The organism is Pseudomonas sp. AC463 (assembly GCF_979253585.1).
Genome location: NZ_CEEDDZ010001141.1, coordinates 1 through 237, shown reverse-complemented (window position 1 = coordinate 237; position 237 = coordinate 1). Strand labels below are relative to the sequence as shown.

Annotated in this window: 1 protein-coding gene; it reads right to left on the bottom strand. The window is 55.7% G+C overall.

Annotated elements, in window-relative coordinates:
* Positions 1–237, bottom strand: a 237-nt coding sequence (locus AC0IYH_RS33870; protein ID WP_471838849.1) for a hypothetical protein, incomplete at both ends; no start/stop codon positions are given.

Genomic DNA, 237 nt, shown 5'->3' with positions numbered 1-237 from the left:
ATCGTCATAGCGATAACGCTTGATCCCGCCATTGGGCAGCTGTTCTTCAACGAGCTGCCCACGCTCATTCCACACCCTGCGCAGGCAACTGTGATCCGGATACCAAACCCCAATCAGCTGCCCATATTTGTCGTAGGTGTAATCGGTAACGTGGCCATCAGGATCGGTCTTACGCGTAACATCGCCCTGGTCATTACGCTCATATTTCCAGACCGCCTCACCACGCCGCACCACGCG